This window comes from Sulfuritalea sp. (assembly GCF_017302275.1).
In the GTDB taxonomy this organism is placed as follows: domain Bacteria; phylum Pseudomonadota; class Gammaproteobacteria; order Burkholderiales; family Rhodocyclaceae; genus Sulfuritalea.
The window spans coordinates 103,079-121,821 of record NZ_JAFLDR010000002.1 but is presented as its reverse complement, the minus strand read 5'-3'; the positions used below and the strand labels follow the sequence as shown (position 1 = coordinate 121,821).

The window sequence follows — 18,743 nt, the reverse complement described above, 5'->3', positions numbered from 1 at the left end:
CCTCTTGGCAAACGCATTGAACGATACCGTACTGGCGCGAGGCGGCTTGCATTTCCTGCCGTCCGTGGCAGCAAGCCGCTTCGAATGCGCGCCTTGATGGTCCTGACCCCTGCTTCGAGGTTCTTGGTTGAACTCGGAACCTGTCCTAAGGTGCGCCAACAGGGATGAACTGATGTCGACGGTGACCAAGGACCGACTTGTGAACGGATAGGGTCGGGAGTCCCGCAAACCTGCCAGGACGCTACGGCGCATGGTCGTCGCGGTCATACGCGCCGAAGCAGGCGCGGAAAAGCACCTGCAGCACCCGCAGGTTCCCCGCGATGCCGCTGATCTTGGTCGGCACTTGCCCTTTCGGGTACCTTCGAATGGTCGGGATTTCGAGGCATCGGTACCCGAGTTTCGGCACCCGAAAGGACAAGTAGGCAAGCAGTTCGTATGTCTGGAATACCTCGCGGAACGGAGCGATCCTCGGGTCGAGCAGCATCTTTCGGCTGTAGGCGCGAAATCCCTGGGTGGTATCCGTCCATCTGAAGCCAGAAAACAGGCTCAGCATCGGCGCATGAACCAGCCGGATCGCCAGGTCCCTCAATCGCGGGGTGTTTTCGGCCACTCCTCCTGCGATGAAACGCGAAGCCTGGGCGAAATCCGCGCCTTGGCTCAATGCCGAGATGAAGCGCGGTATGGCTTCCGGATCATCCTTGTCGTTACCGTCAATGCTGATGATTCCTTCGTATCCCTGATCGAGCGCGAACGCATAGGCGCAACGCAACTGCGCGCTCAATTTTCCAGGGCCGGTCTTGACCAGCAGACCGTGCACGCCCAGCTGCCGCAGCGCCGGGATTTCCAGCGAGCCATCGGTGCTGCCGCCATCCACGATGATGATGTCCGCAAGTTCGCCTACATTGAGCGAGGCCATCCGTGACAGCAGGTTCCTGATGCGGACCCCTTCATTGATGACCGGAATAACGATGCACCACGGGTGTCGACGGCCAAGCCAGAGAAGGGTCTCGAAGCTTGGAACCTCCCAGGTTGCGCGAGCGGCGGGGTCAATACCCTGAGTACTGGCCATTTCCATGGGTATCGGATCGGTTGCGCAGGTAGCAATCTGTGTCGCGAAACGGCACAAAAGAGTATTTCACGCGATGGTCCCGGTTCCACTGCGGTAATGTCGGGTCGCGACTTTCAGCGCCCGCTCGATCGACACCGGGTGCGGCTCATCCTTGGTCGCCACCATCTCGATGGAAACCATGTGGCCTGGCAAGTGCTTCTCCAAGATGGCTGCGACCTTGGCGTGGTCGGTTCCCCCATCGCCCAGCGGCCTCAAATCCGGCTCGCTGGCGTGAATGTGTCCGATGAACGATGCGCAGTGTCGTACTGCCGCCGCAACGTCTTCGCCATTGATGGTGAGCGCTCCCGTGTCCAGTTGCATTCTGATGCCGGGATGGGCCACCTCTTGCACCACCTGCAAGGTTTCGGCCCAGGTGGTCATGAAATTCGCGCCATAGCACGGCGGGTTGGGCTCGAGGCAGATCGCTACGCCCGACGCCCTCGCTATGTCTCCCAGCCGTCGAAAGAAGGAAACCGCCCCATCCGCGGCTTCCCGATCAGTCAGACCGCTGCGATCCCGATTCCGTGGCGAGCCGAATACCAGTTTTCTGGCGCCGAGACCTGCGCCGATGCGGCATACGGCGGAGAGATGCTGCAGCATCCCGTCCCGCACGCCGGGTGGCCCGAAAAGGTTGAGGCCGGTCGTACCGAAGAGCAGCGCCTGCATCCCGAAGATCTCTATACCGCGATCCCGCCACCAGTTCCGCACCCGCGCGATGTCCTCATCCAGTGCCTTGGCCGGATCGGGAAAATATTTTCCGGGTGCGATGTCGATCGCATCGATGCCATGGCGATGAAGTAACGACGCGACTGCATCGTCCTCGGCGGCGTCCCAGGCGATATTGGAAATGGCCAGCCTCATGGTCCGGCCTCCGGCCGGGGCTTGACGGTGAGCGGCTCGGACTGGGCATAGGCCCTGATTGCTTGAACGGTTTCCCGCAAGCCGTATTGGTAATGGCCCGAACCGCCGAATTTCCGAGCATGGCGGGTCCTCATGTCGTACCTCGCCGGCGACTTGGCCGGCGCCTGCTCGAAGCGCCGGCCAAAGCATTCGCGTGCGATATCCGCCACGCTGATCGGCTCCGCTGCAAGGTGCACCAATTTCAGACCGGCATCGAGCGCAATACCAATGTCGTACCAAAGGTTGACCATGGGATAGAACTGGAAGATGCCCCGACTATCGACGGTATCCAGGTTGTTGTCATTCAGGAGATCAAAAATTACGTTCTTTCGAAGTCCGGGACCTACCAGTCCCGGCAGGCGCACGATCAAGTGCCTGGGGAACTGCTCCTCAACGAGCCGCTCGAGCATGCGTCGATGCAGGCCATAGGCGTGAAGTCCGCTCTCGTCCACCGGTGTCGCCTCATCGACGCCGACAGGGTCCTTGAACACATCGACCGTGCTGATCAACACGAAGTTATTGCAATCGACGGTCCTCAAGTGCCCGATCAAGGAATCGATATGGCGACGGTCTGTTCCGGGATCCTGGTTGGCAATCCATTTCTGGGCGGGCGCCCCGGCGCATACGACAACGTCAAACGAATGGCCGTCGATGTCGCCTATGTTCGTGGACCGGAACTGCTCATCGAAGGTCGCCTGCCTGAGCAGCGTACCTCCGACAAAGCCTGAATATCCAATCAGTGCATTGGCCATTTACTGCTCCCGGCCAGGGGAGCTCGTCGAAACCTCGAACTGCTCCGCATCCAGCTTTTCGAAAATGTCATAGATATTGTCGATCTTGCCGCCAAGTATCGAGTAACAGCCTGGCAAACCGGGGTGTTTCTCGAAAAGTATCGGCCTGCCGTCGTCACCTTCGTTTTTGACCAGGACAGTCTTGACTTCAAACAGCGAGTCAAGATGCTCGGCATCAAGCAGTGCGGGAACATAGCGTCCGGCATCCCGTACCATGCGATCGACGCGCGTCGTCCGCGGGTACCGGCCGAGCTTGTCGTAGGGGTCGCTGCCGCTCTGGTCATTCCAGTGCAGATGCGGGGTATAGCGGACGTGGGAAAGCGTATGCAGTCCGCGGGCAGGAAACGGCATCATGGAAAAGAACGGGCCATCCATCACCGTGATGCCAAGGTTCTCGAGTGAGCGCGGGACTTTCATCAATGCGATTTCGGTGATTTCCTGCTTGAGTGCTGTCTGGGTACCCGGAAAATCGCCTTTGAGCTGGTTCAGCCCGCTATAGGTGCAATTGAATGCATAACGGCAGGATGTCCTTTCGTTGTCGCCTGCTCGAGATTGCATGGCTACGCTCAATGTTCCATTGGGTCCCCGCGAGATGCCAGTGACGTGGGTATCGAGGCGGACCAGGACGTGGTGTTCATGCAGTTCCCGTTCGGCCCAGCGTGCCAGCTTCGTGGCGTCGAAGGCATACTCCTCGACCCGAAAGACATTCTCGACCAGGCGTGGTTCAAATAGGGCCCGGAGCGCCGGTTCGGCCGGTTGGATCCTGGCACCAATCTCTCTGCAGAAGCGTTCAAACTGCTTGGCGGTGACCTTGGAGTTACGGCGGGCGATTGCATACAGTTTGGTAAAGTCCCGCGCGACCGCCTCCGGCCAATCGCTGACGAACTTGGGTAGATTGACGCGGCTACGGTGTGCGGTCGTAAAACTGCGTGGATAGTGATAGCCGTTATGCACTCGTGCCTGATTGTTATACGAGGCACGGGTAAGAAGTGCCGCCTCGCGTTCTGCCAGTACGATGCGTTTGATGCCGCGCCGTTTGGCCAGATAGATGGCGATCGCAGCGCCGTAAAACCCGCCGCCGACAATGACTGCATCCTGGTCTACGTTTGGACTTGGCATGCCGCGAGTTGCCCGGAACTGATTTCCGGCGCGCACGGTGCTCTCGATGCCGCTTCCTCGACATTCAGTTTTTCGCGGCGACTCATGCGGGCACTGGTGAACTCCTGTCCAACGTGATAGAGGGGCCCCTCATTCGAGAGGCTAACCATGTGCAGGATGTATTCGCCAAGAACCAGCAGTACCAGTGAGAGCAAAAAAAACATGCCCGATTGCTGGAGGGAAAGGCTGATCCAGCCGGGCGCCACGTCGGCCTTAAGGATTCCGACGGCAACCACATAGACGGAGTAGACCAGGTTTGCAACGGCGCCGAACAGCGAAAGGGAAGTAACCAGTCGCATCGGCAAGCGGGTGGTTGACACCAGTAGTCGCATTCCCCGATCGATGCTTTCACCCAGTCGTTTGGTCCGGGGGAGCTTTGGTTCTGCACTGTAGCTGAGGTTCGCCCGTGCAAATCCGCCCAAAGCCGGTAGATGCCGATAGGTCAGGGCCGGTTGGGGGTGTTGAAGTATGAAGTTGACAACCCGCTTGCTCAAAATCCGATATTGGGGTGCTTCTTTCGCAAGGTGCACGCCGTAGACTCGCTCGTAAAGGGCATTGAATATGGTGGCGCAAGCGACATAAACCAGACTTTGGGCGGCTTTTTGCTGGTTGCTGGCAAATACCACGTCGCTGCCACGGACGGCGACGTCGAGCATTTTTGGCAGGAAGCCAATATCGTCCGCAAAAGGATCGACGAAGGCGACAAAGTCGCCCAGGGCGTTGTCCAATCCGACCCAGGACGCCGTATCTATGTCGACCTCGCTGGTCAGGGCAAAGATCTGCAGATTGGGGAGCCCGCTTTCACCTGTCAGCGCTCTTAGTACGTCGACGCTGTCGTCGTCCGAGGCGTTGTCGACAACTATGAGTTCATAGTCGCTGGCCAGCGCCGCAACACAGGTGCTTGCGTCGGACAGCATTGCCCCGAGGTGGGTTGCCTGGTTGCGCACGACAAACACAACCGAAAGAAGAACCGGTAAAGACGCCATTCAAACTCCCCGCAAATGCCGATCACCGAATCGGCGATCCCGCCGCTTCACCATTTTTCCGGGATTTCGGCACCTGACGGTGCGCCCCGACCGCGTTTGGGTCGGCAACCACAATACGGCGTTCGGGACATGGAGAAGACGCGGAGCCTTTGGCCAAATCAGTCCGGCAAATGGTACCAGAACGTTGATTTGCCCTCATTATCGAGTCGAAAAACAATCGCCTTATCGCCAAATAGAAATAATCGCATCGGTAGCCATGGGGGATTTGTTAACCTTCGACCTTCGCGAAAAACCATATTCTGAGGAGGCTCGGCATGGCGTTGGTGAATCCGCACGGTGGCGGCAGTCTGCGACCCCTGTTGCTCGAGGGCGAGGCATTGATCGCCGAACTCGCGCGCGCCGCATCGCTGCCCAAGGTCAAGGTGAGTTCCCGCGAGAAGGGCGACATCGTCATGATGGGCCAGGGCGGCTTCACCCCGCTCGACGGCTTCATGACCCACACCGATTGGCAGGGCGTCTGCGACGGCATGAAGACCGCCTCCGGCCTGTTCTGGCCGATCCCGATCACGCTGTCCACCGACAAGGCCGCGGCCGAGGGCATCAAGGTTGCCGGCGATGTCGCGCTGATCGATCCCGACGACGGTTCGATCCTGGCCACCATGAAGGTGACTGAAAAGTACGCGATCGACAAGGCGCACGAATGCGCCACGGTGTTCAAGACCACCGACCTGGAGCATCCGGGCGTCAAGATGGTCATGGAGCAGGGCGAGATCAATCTCGCCGGTCCGATCAAGGTGCTGTCGCTGGGCGGCTTCCCCGAGACCTACGGCGAACTGCTGATGTCGCCCAAGCAAACCCGGGCGCTGTTTGAATCCTACGGCTGGAGCAAGGTCGCGGCCTTCCAGACGCGCAACCCGATGCACCGCTCGCATGAATACCTGGCCAAGGTGGCGATCGAGACCTGCGACGGCGTGCTGATCCATTCCCTGCTCGGCAACCTGAAGCCGGGCGACATTCCCGCCGACGTGCGCTCCGAAGCCATCGGCACCCTGATCGAAAACTACTTCGTCAAGAAGACCGTGATCCAGGCCGGCTACCCGCTCGACATGCGCTATGCCGGCCCGCGCGAGGCGCTGCTGCATGCGCTGTTCCGCCAGAACTACGGCTGCTCGCACCTGATCGTCGGCCGCGACCACGCCGGCGTCGGCAGCTATTACGGTCCCTTCGATGCCCACCACATCTTCGACGAACTGCCCAGGGGCTCGCTGGAGACCCAGGCGCTCAAGATCGACTGGACCTTCTGGTGCTACCAGTGCGGCGGCATGGCCTCGGCACGCACCTGCCCGCACGCCGAGGACAAGCGCCTGCTGCTCTCCGGCACCAAGCTGCGCAAGATGCTGTCCGAAGGCGGCGAGGTGCCCGCCGAGTTTTCGCGTCCCGAAGTGCTGGAAGTGCTGCGCAAGTATTACGGCAGCCTTGCCGAACACGAAAAAGTTGAAGTCAAGCTGTCCGGGCATTCCGCCCGCTAATTTTTACCAAGTTTCGCCGTACCGAGTTTTTTTACGAACCACACCGCAACCAAGGAGTAGAAAACAAATGCCAACCTTTGTTCGTACCGAGAAGTGCGACGGCTGCAAGGGGCAGGACAAGACCGCCTGCATGTACATCTGCCCGCACAACCTGATGAAGCTGGACAAGGACGGTTCCGAAACCGGCCACGCCATGAAGGCATTCAACCAGGAGCCCGAGCAGTGCTGGGAGTGCTACTCCTGCGTCAAGATCTGCCCGCAGGGCGCCATCGAAGCCCGCCACTACGCCGACATCGTGCCGCTGGGCGGCTCGGTGCAGCCGATGCGCGGATCGGACTCCATCATGTGGACCATCAAGTTCCGCAATGGCACGCTGAAGCGCTTCAAGTTCCCGATCCGCACGACGGCCGAAGGTTCGATCGATCCCTACGGCGGCAAGCCGATGCCCAAGATGTCCGAGATCACCGCCGATGGCGTGTTCACGCGTGGCGTCATGGGCGGTTTCCGTGCCGGCAACCCCGCCGAGCTGATCCGCAAGTAATCGTAAATTCGAGGACAAGAAAATGGCTGGAACATTCGAAGCACCCGAAGTCGTCCAGGAAGAACTGGACATTCTGCTGATCGGCGGCGGCATGGCCTGCTGCGGCACGGCATACGAAATGATGCGCTGGGCCGAGGCCGTCAAGGCCGAAACCGGCAAGGAGCTCAAGATCAAGCTGGTGGACAAGGCCGCCATGGACCGCTCCGGCGCCGTGGCCCAGGGCCTCTCCGCGATCAACACCTACATCGGCGACAAGCAGGACCCGGCCGATTACGCGCGCATGGTCAGCAACGACCTGATGGGCATCACCCGCGACGACCTGGCCTATGACCTGGGCCGCAACGTCGATGACTCCGTGCACCTGTTCGAGGAGTGGGGCCTGCCGATCTGGAAGACCGACGCCGAAGGTGTCCGTCACGATGGCGCCGAAGCGCTGAAGGAAGGCCTGCCGGCCCTGAAGGACGGCGGCCAGCCGGTGCGTTCGGGCAAGTGGCAGATCATGATCAACGGCGAATCCTACAAGTGGATCGTCGCCGAAGCCGCGAAGAAGGCGCTGGGCCTGGACCGCATCCAGGAGCGGGTGTTCATCGTCAAGCTGGTCAATGACAAGAACGATCCGTCGCGTGTTGCCGGCGCCGTCGGCTTCTCGGTTCGCGAAAACAAGCTCTACGTTTACAAGGCCAAGGCCATCATGCTCGCCGCTGGCGGCTGCGTGAACCTGTTCCGTCCGCGTTCGGTGGGCGAAGGTTCGGGCCGTGCCTGGTACCCGGTGTGGAATGCCGGTTCGACCTACGCCATGGCTGCCGAAGCCGGCGCCGAGATGACCATGATGGAAAACCGCTTCGTGCCGGCCCGCTTCAAGGACGGTTACGGCCCGGTCGGTGCCTGGTTCCTGCTGTTCAAGGCCAAGGCCACCAACGCCTACGGCGAAGACTACATGGTCAAGAACAAGGAAATGCTGAACGACTACCCGCCCTACGGGCAGGCCGCCGTTCCCGCTTCCTGCCTGCGCAACCACCTGATGCTGAAGGAAATGAAGGAAGGTCGCGGCCCGATCTACATGGACACCGTCACCGCCCTGGCCAAGCTGGCCGAGACCCTGACGCCGAAGGAAGTCAAGCACCTCGAAGCCGAAGCCTGGGAAGACTTCCTCGACATGTGTATCGGCCAGTGCGGCATCTGGGTCGGCGAGAACATCGACCCGCGCGAGAAGAACTCCGAGCTGATGCCGACCGAGCCCTACCTGCTGGGTTCGCACTCCGGCTGCTGCGGCATCTGGGTCTCCGGCCCGACCGACGTCGGCGCGCCGACCACGGAAGAGTATGACGGCGTTCCCGCGCACCTGCCGAAGGGCTGGAACTGGGGCTACCGTTCGATGACCACGGTCAAGGGCCTGTTCACCGCCGGCGACGGCGTGGGCGCCTCGGGCCACAAGTTCTCTTCCGGTTCGCACACCGAAGGCCGCCTGGCCGCCAAGGCCATGGTCAAGTACGCGCTGGACAACGCCGACTGGAAGGTCGAGCTCGATACCTCCCCCGAGGAACTCGTGGCCCAGATCTACCAGCCGGTGCGCACCTTCCTCGAGTTCAAGGACTACAGCACCGCGATCGACGTCAACCCCAACTACATCACGCCCAAGATGCTGCAGATGCGCTTGCAGAAGATCATGGACGAGTACGTTGCCGGTGTCGCCACCTACTACAACACCAACGACAAGATGCTCGCCGTTGCGGAAGAGAAACTGGAGATGCTGAAGGAAGACTCGCAGAAGCTGCGTGCAAAGGACCTGCACGAACTGCTGCGCGCCTGGGAAAACTACCACCGCATCCTGACGGCCGAAGCCCACATGAAGCACATCCAGTTCCGCGAAGAGAGCCGTTACCCCGGTTTCTACTATCGCACCGACAAGAACTTCGTCGACGAGAAGAACTGGCACTGCTTCGTGAATTCGATCTACGACAAGAACACCAAGAAGTGGACCTGCTTCAAGCGCAAGCACGTCGATCTGGTGGACAAGTCGAAGCTGTTCAAGGCCGCCGCGCCGCACTAAGCGCGGCCAGGCTGTAACATACAGGCCGGAAGCCGCAAGGCTCCCGGCCTGTTTCTTTTCTGATCCCTGATTCCTGACCTCTGATCCCTGACATGTCCCAGCCCGATATTCCGTTTCCCAATAGCCCGGTCGTGCCGACCATGGTGTCCGAGACGCACACCATAGAGTTTTCCTGCCACAAGGGCATAGGCTGTTGGAACGCCTGCTGCTCCAACATCGACATCTCGCTCACGCCCTACGACGTGCTCCGCATGAAGACGCGCCTGGGCATCACGTCCACCGAGTTCCTCAAGGACTACACGGTGCCCTACGAGATGGAAAAGGACGGCATCGCCGGAATCAAGTTCCGTCCGGTCGAAGGGGGCAGCGCCTGCCGCTTCATGAAGCCCGAAGGTTGCGACATCTATACCGACCGGCCGACGGCCTGCCGCTACTATCCGGTGGCGCTGCTGTCGATGCGCAAGCAGGACGAATACGTCGATCGCGAATCCTACGCCATCGTCAAGGAAGACCACTGCAAGGGCCACGAGGTCAATCGCCGTATCACCATCGCCGACTATCGCAAGGAGCAGGGCCTCGTCGAGTACGACGATCTGGCGCGCGGCTGGCGCCAGCTGGTGCTGAAGAAGAAGTCCTCGGGCCCCACCATCGGCAAGCCGTCGTTGCGCAGCCGCCAGATCTTTTTCATGGCCTGTTACGACATCGACCGCTTCCGCGAATTCGTCTTCGCCGACTCCTTCGCCAAGCTGTTCGAATTGAAGCCGGAGGAGCGCGAGTCGTTCGCCACCGATGATGCCGCGCTGCTGCAATTTGCCTTCCGCTTCCTGCGCCAGGTCATGTTCGGCGAAGAGAGCATCGCGCTGAATGCCGAAGCGGCGCAGGAGCGCCTGGCCAAGGTGCAGGAGAAGCGCCTGATCGAGGAGCGTGAGGCGGCCAAGAAGCGCGCTATGGAATCGGAAGCCGAAGGGGCAGACGAAGGCTTCGACTGAAGAAAGTCGGCGCAGGCGCCACGGCGAGAAATCACGCCCAGGGGTTGAGTACGGTCAGCCCGTGGATTCCCTTGAAGTCCTTATCGTTCCGGGTTGCCAGCGACAGGCCATGAACGACTGCCACTGAAGCGATCTGGGCATCCTCGGTCGAAATCGCCCGCCCTTGATGAGTTCGGGCAGCCACGCAGACGGCGTATTCCGTTGCGCAGGCATCGTCGAATGGCAGGCAGCGTCCGGCGAAGTCCTCGGCAAACATCTGCTCTGCGGCCGCCGCGAGCCTGTCGCGGCGCTTGCCGGCGGGAAGCAGCGCAATCCCGAGCAGTATTTCGGCGCGGGTGATGGCACAAACGAAGAACGATGCACCCTGCTGTCGAGCAAACCAGTCCAGCATTTGCGGGGCGGGTTGTGCCCGCATCAGTTCGGAAAGGACGTTGGTATCGAGCCGGATGCCCGCCATGCTCAGTCCTTGGGTGTCGCGGGCAAGCGTGCGGCGCGGCGCTGCGTGATGGGCAGCTCCTGTACGTCCAGGGCGGCGAAACGCCGGTGAATCGTCTGGGCGAAACCGGGGCCTGACGAGGGGACCAGAACCGCCCGACGCAGAATTTCGCGTGCTTCCTGCTCCATCGACCAGCCGTGTTGCGCCGCCTGCAGGCGCAAGCGCGCCTTGAGTTCGTCGTCGAAATTGCGGATGGTCAGGCTGGCCATGGCGTTCTCTTGGGTGGTTGCAATGCATGCATTGTAATCATCGCCGCGAGTACCCGCGACGGGGATCCGCGAGTTATGCGTTCGCACGCGTACCGCAACCGTCGGCGCCCGCGACACGGCGACGTCTTCCGGCGTTTCGGCCCAGATCAGTCGGATGTCCTCGGCCGCATGCCGTCCCCGAAAATGGGGACAGACAGATGTCCGTGAGCGGCCCAGAATCCTGTGGGTATCCGGAGCCAATACCGGATTCGCATTTCAACCACAGGAGGACGTAAACATGTACCGATTCTGCAAGTCGCCGCTGGCGGCAAACATTCTGGCGGCCACGGCGTGCATTGCCCTTTCTGCGTCTGCTGGCGCGCAAGGGGTTCCTGACATGAACACGCTGACCGCGGGCCAGGCCGCTACCGATCTGTGCGCGGGCAAATACACCAGCGAGGCCCTGGTCTCGGCTGCGCTCGAGCGGGCAAAAGCGCACGCACACCTGAACGCCTTCATCACCCTCGACGAGGCAGGCGCGCTGAAGGCGGCACGGGCGGCGGACAAGGCGCGCAAGGGCGGCGCGGCCTGCAAGCCGCTCGGCGGGGTGCCGGTGGTGGTCAAGGACAACATCGAGGTGGCCGGGCTGCCCAGCACCGCGGGCACGCCCGCGCTTAAGGATTTCGTGCCGAAGGCCGACGCGCCGGTCACCGCGAAGTTGCGCCGGGCCGGGGCGATCATCATCGGCAAGACCAACATGCACGAGCTTGCGTTCGGTGTATCGGGTTACAACACAGCATTCAAGACCGGTGCCGAGTTCGGCGTGCGCAATGCCTGGGACCGTTCCCGGATTGCCGGCGGATCCTCGTCCGGTAGCGGCGCCGCGATCGGTGCGCGCATCGTCGCCGCCGGACTCGGCACCGACACCGGCGGCTCGGTGCGGATTCCGTGCGCCCTCAACGGCTGCGCGTCGTTGCGGCCCACCGGTGGCCGCTATCCGCAGGGCGGCATCGCGCCGATATCGCATACACGCGACACGCCGGGGCCGATGGCCTCGTCAATGGCCGACGTCGAACTGCTGGATCGCGTGATCGCCGGCGGCAAGGCGTCCAAGGCCATTCCGGCCGCGGACTTGAAGAAAATTCGCGTCGGCGTGGTGGCGGCGAATCAGGCCAATCTGGATGCCGATACCAAGGCGGCGATGGAGATGGCGGTCGCGAAAATGAAGGCCGCCGGCGTCACGGTAGTCGATGTCGAGATGCCGAAGCTGGGCGAACTCAACGGGGCGGTGGGTTTTCCGTTGGCGCTCTACGAGGCGCATGACGACATGGTCGCCTACCTGAAGAAGAGCGGTTCCGGTGTCACGATCGCCGATCTGGCGAAGGGCATTTCCAGTCCGGACGTGAAGGGCACTTATGACGGACTGGTGATTCCGCGCAAGCTGCCCGGCCCGAACAACACGCTGGTCGACGCCAGGCCCGCCTACGATGCGGCGATGAAACAGAGCCGGCCGGCACTGCAAAGCCTGTACCGGAAAACCTTTGCCGACCACAAGCTCGATGCGATCGTGTTTCCCACCGTGCCGAAGGTGGCGATCGCATCCAACCCGGAATCAAGCAGCCTGGCGAACTTTGGCCTGTATATCCAGAACACCGATCCGGGCAGCAACGCGGGGATTCCGGGGCTTCAGATTCCCGTGACCTTGGGCGCCAGCAGCCGACTTCCGGTCGGGCTTGAGCTCGATGGTCCGGCCGGCAGCGACCGGCGGCTGATTGCCATCGGGCTGGCGCTGGAGCAGGTTTTCGGGCGCCTGCCGGCGCCGCCGAAAAACTGAGGTCAATCGATCCGCTGCAAGCGGCCGATCGCCGCCGCGAGTTCTCCGCGGCGGCGCACGCCGAGTTTGACGAACGTCCGTTTCAGATAGGTGCGCACGGTGGACAATTCGACCGATAGATAGCGCGCAATCTCCTTGTCAGTCAGCCCCCGACTGATCATGCGCGCGACCTCAAGTTCCCGCGGCGACAGGGCATCCGACGGCATGCCCACCGGATTGCATGCGGCTCGGGTGCGCAGCCTCACGCGCTGCAACGCGCCGGTAAACGCTGGCTGGATCAGCCGCAGGAGTTCGAGTGCGTGTCCGTCGAAGTTTTCGCGGGTCCGCCCGCGCCAGATGCGCAGATCGCCGATGTTGAGTCCATCCGCGTAGCTGTAGGCATTGACGCCCCAATGCAGGCCGTCGCGGGCGAGGAAATCGTTGAAGAACTCGGTGCGCATCAATTCCCGCTGCGGCATGATCTGGGTGACCAGTGTCGGCACCCGGCGCGCCTGCAGCCGGTATGTGATCGGGTCGCGGAACTGGTAGTACGCCTCGTAGGTGCCGAGCGTGTCGTGGCTCATGTTGATCGACACGCGGTTGCCGAATCGCCTCGTCGAATCATCCCAAACGTAGGATGCGAAGTAGTCGGCGCGCAACATGTCGAGCAGGCTGCAACCCACACGCTCACGCACTTCGCGTTCCGCCATGTCTTCGGCGAGCAGGCTGAAGAGGCGGGAAAGCGAGCGGCTTTCAGCGGCGGTAAGGTACATGCTGGGGAAGTCTAAGCGCGCGGGTGACGTCTTGCAACAATGACGGGACCCCGCTTCAAAGCATACGTCGACGAAGACACTCTGGCAGGGAACCGCCGTAGCGTCAGCGCCGACTCTTTGAGCCTTTCTTACTTCCCTGCGATCTTTTCCAGCTTTTCGGCTTTGATCAACTGGCCATCCAGCGCCGCGTCCTTGGCCGAGCCGCCGTAGGCGACGGTCATCAGCTGCGAGTAATAGACGACGGGCATGTTGAACTTGGTGCCCTGCTTCTTGTTGATCTCGGACTGGTAGACCTCGACGTTGGCCTGGCACAGCGGGCAGGGTGTGACGATCATTTCGGCGCCGTGGTCATAGGCCGATTCGACGATGTCGCGGATCTGCTTCTGGCTCTTTTCCGGCTCGGAAAACGCCAAGGCGCCGCCGCAGCAGGTGACCTTCTGTTCGTACTTGGTCAGTGCTTCGCCACCCAGGGTCTCGACCATCTTGTCGAGGTACATCGGGTTTTCGAAGGATTCGCCGTCGATGCCGAAGGGACGGTTGGTCTGGCAGCCGACGTAGCCGGCGATCTTGAGGCCTTCCAGCGACTTCTTCATCGGTGCCTTGAGGCCGTCGTAGCCGAAGTCCTCGATCAGCACCTCGACCATGTGCCGCACGTTGGCGCCGCCGTTGTAATGCAGTCCGGCGGCGGCCAGGGCTTCATTGGTTTCCTTCAGCAACTGCGCCGAGCCGTCGAGCCGCTCCTTCGACTCGCGGGCACTTAGCCAGCAGGCGGCGCAGGTGGCGACGATGTCCTGGCCCGGCAGGTGGGTTTCGGCCTGGGCGAAGTTGCGCGCGTTGATGGCGATGCGCGGCAGTTCGCCGCCCTCGCAATAGCCGACCGAAGCGCCGCAGCAGTTCCAGTCCGGGATTTCGGTCAGCTTGATGTCGAGGGACTTGCATATCGAATTGGTCGACACCAGGTAGTTCGAGGCCGAGGCCTTGAGCTGGGATGAACAGCCGGGGTAGAACGCGTATTCTTTCTTTGCCATGTGTCTTCTCCGTGGGCTCAGGCCGTGAAGCCCTTCTTGCGATCCTCGATTTCCTTCGCCTTGGCGATGATGGCGTGGAAGCCTTTCAAGTCCTTGACGCCATGGCCGCCGAAGATTTCCATCGGATTGAGGCGTTTGGCCATGAACAGCCCGAGGCCGACGCTCTGCATGCCCAGCGCTTCCTTGATGCCGGAGACCAGACCGCCGCGGAAGTAGTGGCGCAGGGTCAGCATCAGTTCATTGACACGCCCCTTCTTGATGGCGTTGTTCCAGAACAGTGTCGCGAAATCGCGCGTCGGCTGGCCCTTGGGCGCGAGGCCGAGGCGGTGCGCGTAATTGGCCAGGCCGTGCATGATGTGGGTGATCGGCAGCTGGCGCGGGCAGCGCACCATGCAGTTGTAGCAGGAGGTGCACATGAACATCGAGTCCGAGCCCAGCACCTCGTCGCGCTTGCCGGCGCGGATCATCATGAAGATCTTCTGCGGCGAGTGCTGCCAGGCCGGACCGAGCGGGCAGGAGCCGGCGCAGACGCCGCACTGCATGCACATCTTGACCATGTGGCCTTCTTCGACGTTGGCTTCGACTTCCTTGAGGAAGTTGTTGCGGTAGCGTTCGATCGCGTTCGTGTTTGCGGTAGTCATGGATCGCGTCTCCAGTTTCGGCTCAGCCGAAGCCCTTCATGGGCGAGGGGCCGAGCTTGTCGAGTTCGGCGACGTAGTCGTTGATCAGCTTGACCACGCGGGCGTTATCGGTGATCGCCACTTCCTGGGTGGCCACGCGCTCGGGCTCAAGGCCCATCTGCTTCAGCGTGTCGCCGATCTTGCTCATGCGGTAGTGGGCGAGTTCGGATCCCTTGACGAAGTGGCACTGGTATTCGTCGCCCTTCTTGCAGCCCATCATCATCACGCCGTCGTAGCCGGAGTTCAGCGCGTCGGTGATCCAGATGGTGTTCACCGAGCCGAGGCAGCGCACCGGGATGACGCGCACCCAGGCCGAGTAGTTCATGCGCGCCATGCCCGCCATGTCGAGCGCCGGGTAGGCGTCGTTCTCGCAGGCCAGCACCAGGATGCGCGGCTTCTCCTCGTCCTCCTCGGGGATCTCGACCGCCTTGACCTGGCTGCCGACGGTGTCGACCGAGTAGTTCTCGAAGGAGATCACGCGCACCGGGCAGGCGCCCATGCAGGTGCCGCAGCGGCGGCAGCGTTCCTCGTTGAACTTGGGGAAGCGCTTCTCGTCCTCGTCGATGGCGCCGAAGGGGCATTCGACCGTGCAGCGCTTGCACTGGGTGCAGCCTTCGAGGCGCGCGGTGGGGAAGGACAGGTCACCCGAGCGCGGATGCGCGGCGCGGCCTATGGCGGCATTCTCGACCGCCTGGATGGCCTTCATCGCGGCGCCGGTGGCGTCGTCGGTGGCCTGCAGCATGTCCATCGGTCGGCGCACCGGGCCGGCGGCATAGATGCCGGTGCGGCGCGTCTCGTAGGGGAAGCAGATGAAATGCGAGTCGGCGAAGCCGTGCTTGAACTGCGGCACGTCCGGACCCTGGCGGTAGTTCAGCTTGAGCACCGAACTGTCATGCATCACGATGCGTTGGGCCTTGGCCGCTTCGTCGCCGCCCTCGGCGGCGGTGACTACCGGGTTCCAGGCTTCGAGATCGACGCCGGCGTTCGGCACCTGGCCGGTGGCCAGCACCACCAGATCGGCGGCGATGGTGTTCTCTTCGTCGAGGATCAGGTCCTTGAAGGTCACGGCGCAACTGTCGCCGCCGGTGACCTTGCTCGCCTTGCCCTTGGTAAAGATCACGCCGCGCTCCTGTGCGCCGCGGTAGAAATCTTCGCCCATGCCCGGCACGCGCAAGTCCTGGTACATGACCACGGTGTCGATGTCGGGGTTCTGGTCCTTGAAATAGGTCGCCTGCTTGATGCTGGTGCCGCAGCAGTGACCGGAGCAATAGGACAGGTGCTGGCCGGTCGTGTCGCGCTGGCCGGCGCACTGGACGAAGACCACCGACTTGATGTCCTTGCCGTCGGCGCGCTTGATCGCGCCGCCGTTGGCAGCCTGCGCCAGGGCTTCGAGTCCGCCCTGGTCCACCACGTTGGGCTGGCCGCCGCCGAGTTCCGGCAGCTTGGCCATGTCGTAGGTGGTGAAGCCGGTGGCCTGGACGATGGCACCAGCGGTTTCTTCGGTGACAGCGCCTGACTCTTGCGCGACCTTGATCGTGAAGCGGCCCGGTGCGCCGGAGGTCTCGGCAATCGTCGAATTCAGATGGACCTTGATCAGCGGGTTTCCGGCAATCTTCGCCGCCGTCTCGCCAACGCCGACTTCCTGCGCGGCCGAGTAGGGCATCTTGAACGGCTGGCGCTTCCACAGTTTGGCGGCCATGCCGCCCAGAGCGCCGGTCTTTTCGACGATCACGGCCTCGTAGCCGGCTTCGGCGATTTCCAGCGCCGCAGTCATGCCGCTCATGCCGCCACCGACGACGAGGATGCGCTTCGAGGAGCTTTCCTTGGCATTGCCGGCCGGCTGCTTCATCTTCTTGATTTCGGCGCAGCCCATGCGCACGTAGTCGGCCGCCATTTCCTGGCGCACCTCGTCGTGCTCCTTGCCGGCGGCGACGACCCACAGCACGCCTTCGCGCAGGTTGGCGCGGGACATGGCGACACCGTCGAACTGGAAGGCCTCGGTCTTGGCGCGGCGCGAACAGGCCGCGATGCAGACGTGGGTCACCTGTTCGTTGGCGATGTCGTCGCGGATAGTCTGCACGCCTTCGGCATTGCACAGGAAGGGATGGCTCTTGACCAGCGCCATCTTGCCTTCCTTCTTGGCGATGTTCTCGAGCTGCCCGACCTTCATGGCATCGCCGATGCCGCAGCCGGAGCAGATATAGGCGGCGTACTTGGGTGTCACGGGTGTGGTGGGTGCGTTCATGCTGCCTCCGCCGGGCCGCCCCAAGGAGGCAGCGAGTCAATGAAATGGAGCGGGCGCAGCCCGCGAACCGTGGTTACCCCCTTCCGCGGGAAGGGGGGCAGGGGGAAGGCTGTCATCACGCAGCCTCCGTCGAAGCGGTTTTACGAATGACCTGGATTGCGTGCAGGCTGGCGGCCGTGGCGCTCTGCACCGCGCGATTGACGTCGAGCGGGCTGGAAGCCGCGCCGGCGCCGAACATGCCGCCGTCCTTGCTGCCCTCTATGAAGTTCGAGGAATCGAGGATCACGTCGTCGGGCAACTTGACGCCGGTGATCTCCGGTTCCATGCCGACCGCCAGCACGACGAGGTCGTGCTCGACGGCATAACGGTGGTAGCCCTCGGTATCGACGCCGTGCAGCACCGGATTACCGTTCTCGGCGTTCTCGACGATCTTCGCCACCTTGCTCTTGACGAAGCTGACGGTCGCATCCTTCTGCACCATCTGGTAGAAATCCTCGAAGCGATCGATGGCGCGGATGTCGATGTAATACACGGTGGACTTGCCGGCGTCGCCAAAGGCTTCGCGCACGTACTGCGTCTGCTTGAGCGAGGCCATGCAGCAGATGCGAGAGCAGTGGCGCAGGTGGTTCTCGTCGCGCGAGCCGGCGCACTGGATGAAGGCGACGTTCTTCGCCTCCTTGCCGTCGCCCGGACGCAGGATCTTGCCGCCCGTCGGGCCCTGCGGGTCGGCCAGGCGCTCGAATTCGAGGCTGGTGATCACGTTCCTGTAGCGGCCGTAGCCATAGGGCTGGATCTTCGCCGCGTCATAGGGACGCCAGCCGGTGGCGTAGATCACGGCGCCGACCTGCAGCGTCACCGACTCTTCCTTCATGTCGAGATCGACGGCGCCGACCGGGCAGGCCGCCTTGGCCTTTTCGCCCTCGGGCGTGCCGACGATGGATGGATCGATCACGAAGCGCTGCGGATGGGCCATGTTGTGCGGCAGGTAGGCCGCCTTCATCTTGTCCAGGCCGTAGTTCCAGGGATTGGACACCTCGGTGGTGACGGCCTCGCCGCACTTGCCGCAGGCGGTGCAGTTTTCATTGACGAAGCGCGGCGAAACTTTCAGCGTCACGCTGTAGTTGCCGCGGCTGCCGGCGACAGCAGTCACTTCGGTCATGGTCATCAGCCGGATGTTGCGGTTCTGCTTGATGCGCCGCAGGTTGATTTCCAGCCCGCAGGTGGGATGGCACATCTTCGGAAAGTAGCGGTAGAGCCGAGCCGTGCGGCCGCCGAGGACAGGTGTCTTTTCGACCAGGATCACCTGCTTGCCGCACTCCGCGGCTTCGAGCGCCGCTGTCATGCCGCTGATGCCGCCGCCTACGACCAGGATTGCCTGGTTGGTTGCAATTGAAGCCGTCACATCGAGCTCCCAAGTTGTTTTTGTGCGCCGGGAATTCTAGCGTTTGCGGTCAGCGGGCCCCGTGCA

17 protein-coding genes are annotated in these 18,743 nt (G+C 62.2%); 5 read left to right on the top strand and 12 right to left on the bottom strand.

The window, feature by feature from the left end; all coding sequences use genetic code 11:
* Positions 1 to 241 precede the first annotated feature (241 nt).
* From J0M27_RS01600 to J0M27_RS01580, 5 genes are read right to left on the bottom strand one after another with little or no spacing between them, the layout of a single operon-like run.
* Positions 242 to 1,075: a glycosyltransferase family 2 protein gene (locus J0M27_RS01600; protein ID WP_294986778.1), complete on the bottom strand. Its 834-nt coding sequence runs from the start codon at positions 1,073 to 1,075 to the stop codon at positions 242 to 244.
* Positions 1,076 to 1,135: 60 nt separating this feature from the next.
* Positions 1,136 to 1,969, bottom strand: a complete 834-nt coding sequence (locus tag J0M27_RS01595; protein WP_294986776.1) for a sugar phosphate isomerase/epimerase family protein — start codon at positions 1,967 to 1,969, stop codon at positions 1,136 to 1,138.
* Positions 1,966 to 2,760, bottom strand: coding sequence for a hypothetical protein (locus J0M27_RS01590; protein WP_294986774.1), 795 nt, complete (start codon positions 2,758 to 2,760; stop codon positions 1,966 to 1,968). The genes J0M27_RS01595 and J0M27_RS01590 overlap by 4 nt, the downstream gene beginning before the upstream one ends.
* Entirely contained in the window at positions 2,761 to 3,954 is a 1,194-nt protein-coding gene (locus J0M27_RS01585) for an FAD-dependent oxidoreductase (RefSeq protein WP_294986772.1), read from the bottom strand.
* The gene (locus J0M27_RS01580; protein ID WP_294986770.1) at positions 3,900 to 4,943 is read right to left on the bottom strand and encodes a glycosyltransferase; all 1,044 of its coding nucleotides are present in this window, start codon (positions 4,941 to 4,943) and stop codon (positions 3,900 to 3,902) included. The genes J0M27_RS01585 and J0M27_RS01580 overlap by 55 nt, the downstream gene beginning before the upstream one ends.
* A 314-nt stretch (positions 4,944 to 5,257) precedes the next feature.
* Between J0M27_RS01580 and sat the strand changes: the two genes are divergently transcribed.
* From sat to J0M27_RS01560, 4 genes are all read left to right on the top strand, one after another.
* Complete coding sequence (sat, locus tag J0M27_RS01575) at positions 5,258 to 6,472, top strand: sulfate adenylyltransferase (RefSeq protein ID WP_294986768.1); 1,215 nt, start codon at positions 5,258 to 5,260, stop codon at positions 6,470 to 6,472.
* A 67-nt stretch (positions 6,473 to 6,539) separates the two neighbouring features.
* The gene (aprB, locus tag J0M27_RS01570) at positions 6,540 to 7,013 is read left to right on the top strand and encodes an adenylyl-sulfate reductase subunit beta (RefSeq protein ID WP_294986766.1); all 474 of its coding nucleotides are present in this window, start codon (positions 6,540 to 6,542) and stop codon (positions 7,011 to 7,013) included.
* Positions 7,014 to 7,035: 22 nt separating this feature from the next.
* Positions 7,036 to 9,063: an adenylyl-sulfate reductase subunit alpha gene (gene aprA, locus J0M27_RS01565; protein WP_294986764.1), complete on the top strand. Its 2,028-nt coding sequence runs from the start codon at positions 7,036 to 7,038 to the stop codon at positions 9,061 to 9,063.
* A gap of 92 nt (positions 9,064 to 9,155) precedes the next feature.
* Positions 9,156 to 10,052, top strand: coding sequence for a YkgJ family cysteine cluster protein (locus J0M27_RS01560; RefSeq protein WP_294986762.1), 897 nt, complete (start codon positions 9,156 to 9,158; stop codon positions 10,050 to 10,052).
* Between the two features lie 31 nt (positions 10,053 to 10,083).
* Here J0M27_RS01560 and J0M27_RS01555 read toward each other — a convergent pair whose 3' ends face one another.
* Both J0M27_RS01555 and J0M27_RS01550 read right to left on the bottom strand, forming a co-directional pair.
* Positions 10,084 to 10,509, bottom strand: a complete 426-nt coding sequence (locus J0M27_RS01555; RefSeq protein WP_294986760.1) for a type II toxin-antitoxin system VapC family toxin — start codon at positions 10,507 to 10,509, stop codon at positions 10,084 to 10,086.
* A 2-nt stretch (positions 10,510 to 10,511) separates the two neighbouring features.
* Positions 10,512 to 10,757, bottom strand: a complete 246-nt coding sequence (locus J0M27_RS01550; RefSeq protein WP_294986758.1) for a plasmid stabilization protein — start codon at positions 10,755 to 10,757, stop codon at positions 10,512 to 10,514.
* 154 nt (positions 10,758 to 10,911) lie between these two features.
* On the opposite strand from J0M27_RS01550, the gene iaaH reads away from it, so the two are divergent.
* Positions 10,912 to 12,570 (top strand): indoleacetamide hydrolase, encoded by a 1,659-nt coding sequence (gene iaaH, locus J0M27_RS01545; protein WP_294986756.1) that lies wholly within the window; start codon positions 10,912 to 10,914, stop codon positions 12,568 to 12,570.
* A 2-nt stretch (positions 12,571 to 12,572) separates the two neighbouring features.
* On the opposite strand, the gene J0M27_RS01540 is transcribed toward iaaH, so the two are convergent.
* The 5 genes from J0M27_RS01540 to J0M27_RS01520 all read right to left on the bottom strand — a co-directional run bounded on the left by J0M27_RS01540 (position 12,573) and on the right by J0M27_RS01520 (position 18,677).
* Positions 12,573 to 13,322 (bottom strand): helix-turn-helix transcriptional regulator, encoded by a 750-nt coding sequence (locus tag J0M27_RS01540; protein ID WP_294986754.1) that lies wholly within the window; start codon positions 13,320 to 13,322, stop codon positions 12,573 to 12,575.
* 128 nt (positions 13,323 to 13,450) lie between these two features.
* Entirely contained in the window at positions 13,451 to 14,350 is a 900-nt protein-coding gene (locus tag J0M27_RS01535; protein WP_294986752.1) for a CoB--CoM heterodisulfide reductase iron-sulfur subunit B family protein, read from the bottom strand.
* Between the two features lie 17 nt (positions 14,351 to 14,367).
* Positions 14,368 to 14,991: a 4Fe-4S dicluster domain-containing protein gene (locus tag J0M27_RS01530; protein ID WP_294986751.1), complete on the bottom strand. Its 624-nt coding sequence runs from the start codon at positions 14,989 to 14,991 to the stop codon at positions 14,368 to 14,370.
* A 22-nt stretch (positions 14,992 to 15,013) separates the two neighbouring features.
* Complete coding sequence (locus J0M27_RS01525) at positions 15,014 to 17,275, bottom strand: hydrogenase iron-sulfur subunit (RefSeq protein WP_294986750.1); 2,262 nt, start codon at positions 17,273 to 17,275, stop codon at positions 15,014 to 15,016.
* Positions 17,276 to 17,390: 115 nt separating this feature from the next.
* A complete protein-coding gene (locus J0M27_RS01520) occupies positions 17,391 to 18,677 on the bottom strand; it encodes an FAD-dependent oxidoreductase (protein ID WP_294986748.1) in 1,287 nt (428 codons plus the stop codon).
* Positions 18,678 to 18,743 lie beyond the last annotated feature (66 nt).